The organism is Burkholderia singularis, assembly GCF_900176645.1.
In the GTDB taxonomy this organism is placed as follows: Bacteria; Pseudomonadota; Gammaproteobacteria; order Burkholderiales; family Burkholderiaceae; genus Burkholderia; species Burkholderia singularis.
On record NZ_FXAN01000135.1, the window covers coordinates 1 to 5,014 of the forward strand.

The following is a 5,014-nucleotide window of genomic DNA, read 5'->3' on the forward strand; positions in this document are numbered from 1 at the left end:
TGCCCAGGCTTTGCGCCAAGCGAAGGCGGGAGGTCTGCCATTTCGCGACGGCCTGCACGCGCTGCTTTTGCGCATCGGCCAGCGCGGTTTGGGCGTTGAGCAGTTCGGTGATGGTGCCGACGCCGGCCTTGTAGCGGCCGCGTGCGATTTGCAGCGAATGCTGCGCGTCGCTGAGCAACGCCTTGGAGTTGTCGAGATTCGCGGTGTCGCTCTGCAGGCTTTGATAGCTTTGCCACACGTCGAGCGAGACGCCAAGCTCGGTGTTCTGCATGTCGGCTTCCTGCGCATCGGCCTGCGCCTGCGCCTGCGCGACGCGATAGCCGGACGCGAAGCCCTCGAACAACGGGATCGTCACTTGAACGCCGATCGAGCTGCTGCGGCTCGAGTTCAATTGCGTGCCGAACTGCTGCGGCTGCTGTTGATACGACGGATTGTTGCGGCTCAGATTGCCCACCAACGAAATCGTCGGTCGCCCTTGTGCGCGCACCACATCGACATTCGCGCGCGCGGCTTCGAATTTCGCGCGGGCGGCCAACAGCTTCGGATGCCGGCGCTTGGCTTCGTCGATCAGATCCGCGACGTTCTGCGCGAACTCGTTGTGATCGAGTTTGGGCTCGGAAGAGGCGAGCGTGAGGGGCGTATTCGCATCGAGCCCCATCGCGTTCGCGAGCGCGCCCATCGCGCTCAACACGTCGCCTTCGGCATTCACGCGCTCGAGCAGCGCGCGGCGATAGCTGGTTTGCGCCTGCAGTTGATCGGCGAGCGTGCCGGCGCCGGCGTCGTGCTTGGCCTTCGCTTCGGCCAGGCTTTCCTTGGCGGCCTGCTCGGTTTCGCGCGCGGCATCGACCGCGGCCTGCTTGCTGCGCACGTCGTAGTACGACTGCGCGACGCTGAAGAGGATGGTCTGCAGCGTGTCGTCCTGGGTGGCGTTGGCCGCGGCGAGCAGATCACGCGCCTGACGCAATTGCGCACTGCGCTTGCCGAAGTCGAACAGCACCCAGCTTAGATTGAGCATGCCGTATTTGCTGTTCGTACTTTGCGTTTGCGAGACCGATTGCGATATCAGCTCGCCTGTCAAGGGATTAAAACCCTTTTGGTTATATGTCGGCGTCACGATATCGCGCTCATACCCGCCGGTGGCATTGATCGTTGGCAGATAAGCGGCCTTGGCCACGCCGATCTGCGCGGCCTGCGCGCGTGCGTTCGCCCATGCCTGCCGGGCTTTCGGATTCGCGCAGATGGCCTGCAGGACCGCGTCCTCGAGTTCGATCGGATGGCTCGCCAACTCGGGCTGGCACGCGGCGTTCTTCAGCATCGGCGCGGCGGGCGTCGCGGACGTGAGCTTCTTCGTGCCGTAGACGTCGAGCCACTGCGCGTGCGCGGCGTGCGACGCAACAAGCAGCGCGCACGCCGCGGCGGCGGCGAACGGATGGAAATACTTCATCACGCTCACCTTCCGATCGTCGTTTGTTGCGACGCGTTTGGCTCGGCGGGCGCGTGCGGGTCGGCGGCCGGTTGCGCGGCGGCGGGCGCCGGCTGTTGCGCCGGGGCGGGCTGCCCGGCCGCCTGCGGCGCGCCCGGCGCTTGCCCCGCTTGCGCGGCGGCGGCCTGCTGCGCAGCTTTCTTCTGCATCTCGGCGAGCGCCGCGGTGCTTTGGTCGAGCGCGACCTTGCCGCCATCGAGCATGATCACGCGCTGCGCGGTCGCGATCGTCTCGGGCCGGTGCGCGACGATCAGCCGCGTCATGTTCAGCGCGCTCACCGCCGCATTGACCAGCCGCTCGCGCTGCACATCGAGGTGGCTCGTCGCCTCGTCCAGCACCAGGATCTTCGGCCGCTTGTACAGCGCGCGGGCCAGCAGCACCCGCTGCTTCTGCCCGCCCGAGAGCACCGTGCCCATGTCGCCGACCAGCGTGTTGTAGCCCATCGGCATGGCCACGATATCCGCGTGCACCGCGGCCAGTTGCGCGCATTGCGCCACCCAGTTCGGATCGGCGTTCGGATCGAAGAAGCTGATGTTGTCCGCGATCGAGCCGGCGAACAGCACGTCGTCTTGCAGCACCGTGCCCACCAGCGTGCGCAGCCGATCGATGCCCAGGCGCTCGACGTCGACGCCGCCGATCTTGATCTTGCCGCCGGTCGGCTCGAGAATGCCCAGCAGCACGTTCACCAGCGTCGTCTTGCCGCATCCCGACGGCCCGACCAGCGCCACCGATTCGCCCGGCGGGATCTTCAGCGACACGCCATTGAGCACGACCGGCTCGCCCTCCGCATACTGGAACGTGAGGTTCTCGGCCTCGATGCTCGCCTCCAGGTTCTCGGCCTCGCCCGGCACGTGGCGCAGGCTGGTGTCGGTCTCGGCCTGCGCGAACACGATGTCGGCGAGCCGCTCGCCCTGCAGCTGCAGCATCTTGATCTCGAAGAACTTGTCGATCAGGCTGCCGACGCGGCTGTCGAACTGGCCCTTGTAAGCGTTGAACGCCATCAGCACCCCGACGGTGAACTGGCCGTCCATCACCAGGCGCGCGCCGAGCCAGATGATCAGCAGGTTCTCGATGCCGAACAGCAAGCCGTTGATCTGCTGATACAGCAACTGCAGCTTCTGCACGTGCAGCCCGGCGTTGACCTGCTCGACGAGCAGGGTGAGCCAGCTCGAGCGGCGCTCGCTCTGGCGGTTGAACAGCTTGATGGTCTTCACGCCGCGCACGGTCTCGAGGAAGTGGCTCTGCTGCTTGGCGGTGTGAATGATCTGATCCTCGGTGGCCAGGCGCAGCGGGCGATACCAGAGCCAGCGCATCAGCGCGTAGAGCAGCATCGTGCCGAGCGAGACGAAGGCGAGCGTGCGGCTGTAGACGAACATCATCGCGAGGGTGACGATGGTCATCAGCCCATCGATGACGGCCGACAGGAACGAGCTGGTCATGGTCTGCTGGATCGTGTCGATCGAGCCGAAGCGCGAGACGACGTCGCCCAGATGGCGGCGCTCGAAGTACTTGACGGGCAGGCTGAGCAGGTGCGTGAACACGTTGGCGCGCCACTGCACGTTCAGCGTGGTGCCAAAATACATCAGCGCCCACGCGCGGATCGCGCTGGTGGCCTGCTGCATGAGCAGCAGCAGGCCGAAGCCGAGGGCGAGCACGGTGAGCAGATCGCGATCGGCGCTGACGATCACCTCGTCGATCACCCACTGCAGGAAAAACGGCGAGACGAGCGTGAAGATCTCGAGGGCGATCGCGAGCAGGAAGATCTGGCCGAGCGAGCGCGACAGGCCGGCCACGGGCCCGAGCAGCGAGCGCAGCTTGACGGAGGGCTTGGCGTCGAGCGGCTTGAAGCTGCCGGTGGGCCAGAGTTCGAGCGCGACACCGGTGAAGGCGCGCGAGACCTCGTCGAAGGAGAGCTTGCGCACGCCCTGGGCGGGATCATGGATCGTCACGCTCTTGCCGTTGACTTCCTTGAGCACGACGAAGTGATTGAAGTTCCAGTGCAGGATGCAGGGCGTGCGCAGCTGGCTGAGCTGATCGAGATCGAGCTTGAGTGCGCGGGTGCCCAGATCGAGGCGCTGGGCGATGTCGATCACGCGGCCCAGGCCGGCGCCCTTGAGGGAGACCGGAAAGCGGCTGCGCATGGTGGCGAGGTCGACGTGGTGGCCGTGAAAGCCGGCGACCATCGCCAGGCAGGCGAGGCCGCACTCGGCGGACTCGGTCTGCAGGAGCATCGGCAGCTTGTGGCCGACGCCGAACGAAAGACGATCGAGTAGAGACATGGCGGGGGCGCGGTCAGAGTTTGCCGGTCAGGCTGTAAAGGGGTTCGAGCACCCATTCGTAGAGGCGGCGACGCTCCTGAAGGATGTCGGCCTGCAGGGCCATGCCGGCCTGCAGGGGCTGCGCCTTGCCATAAGCGGTCACGTGCTGATCCTTGAGCGCGACGGTGATGCGGTAGAAAGTGCTGCCGTTGGAGGCCTGAGCGGCGGGTGCGCCGCTGGTGGCGAGTTCGGCGGCGGACAGCGCGGTGTGGGCGATCGACACGACGCGGGCCTCGTACTGGCCGAACTTCTGGTACGGATAAGCCTGATAGCGCACGAGCACGGGGTCGCCGACATGGATGAAGCCGACCGCGGAGCTGGGGACGAACAGATAGGCCTGCCAATGAGCGCCGGCGGGGACGATGCTGGCCAGCGGATGCTGAGTGTCGGCGGTCTGTCCGGGCTCGGCGATGACGGCGGTGGCGGTGCCGGTCTCGGGGGCGGTGACGACGAACTCGCGCTTGGCTTCGCTTTGCACGAGGCTCTGGTCGACGTCGATGACGCTGCGGTCGATCTGGGCGAGCTGGTTCTGCTGCTTGAGCGCGAGGCCGGAGAGCTGGTTGAGGGCCTCGGTGAGCGACTGGGCGGTATCGGCGCGCTCGCGCTGCAGGCTGTGGAGCTTGGACTGCTGGTCGAGCAGATCGGCCTGACGCTGCTGGGCCTGATCCTTGGAGATGTAGTCCTGGGCGAGCAGGCCGTCGTAGCGGCGGGGGGCATCGGCGGCGAGCGAGGTGCGGGTGCGCTGGGCGGCGATCTGCTCGTCGATGCCGGCGAGCTCGGTGCGCAGGCTGGCGATCTTGGCTTGCAGGGTGCTGCGCTCGTCCTGCTGAAGGAGCTTGGTCTTGTCGAGCTCCTGCTCGAGGGAAGACTTGCGCTGCTGGGCCTGGGCGATGAGGGCGGCCTGGGTTTCGCCGGCCGCGGCGCTTTGCAGATCGGCGGAGACGGTGTAGAGCACCTGGCCGCGCGTGACGTGCTGCCCTTCGACGACGTTCTTCTTGAGCACGATGCCGGTCTGCTGGGTGTAGACCTTGACGAGGCCGGTATCGGGGGTGAGGGTGCCGTCGACGGTGGTGCGGCGGGTATAGGTGCCGAAGCTGAACAGCAGGATCACGCCGAGGGCCATGGCGATGGCCGCGGTGGTCAGGACCGCGAACGATACCGGCCGAATCAGCACGATCTCGCCCAGCGTTTGCGTGCGTTGGGCTTCTTGCGC

3 protein-coding genes are annotated in these 5,014 nt (G+C 66.5%); all 3 read right to left on the minus strand.

Annotated elements, in window-relative coordinates:
* The coding region (locus tag BSIN_RS24875; RefSeq protein ID WP_369828261.1) for a TolC family protein at positions 1–1,453 on the minus strand (1,453 nt) is incomplete at its 3' end.
* The gene (locus tag BSIN_RS24880) at positions 1,450–3,762 is read right to left on the minus strand and encodes a peptidase domain-containing ABC transporter (protein WP_089342387.1); all 2,313 of its coding nucleotides are present in this window, start codon (positions 3,760–3,762) and stop codon (positions 1,450–1,452) included. The genes BSIN_RS24880 and BSIN_RS24875, both read right to left, overlap by 4 nt.
* Positions 3,763–3,775: 13 nt before the next feature.
* Positions 3,776–5,014, minus strand: a 1,239-nt coding sequence (locus BSIN_RS24885) for an HlyD family secretion protein (protein ID WP_089342388.1), incomplete at its 5' end; no start/stop codon positions are given.

Excerpts from the sequence above, each read along its gene's own strand:
- BSIN_RS24880 (WP_089342387.1), bottom strand. The coding sequence starts at position 3,762 with ATGTCTCTACTCGATCGTCTTTCGTTCGGCGTCGGCCACAAGCTGCCG.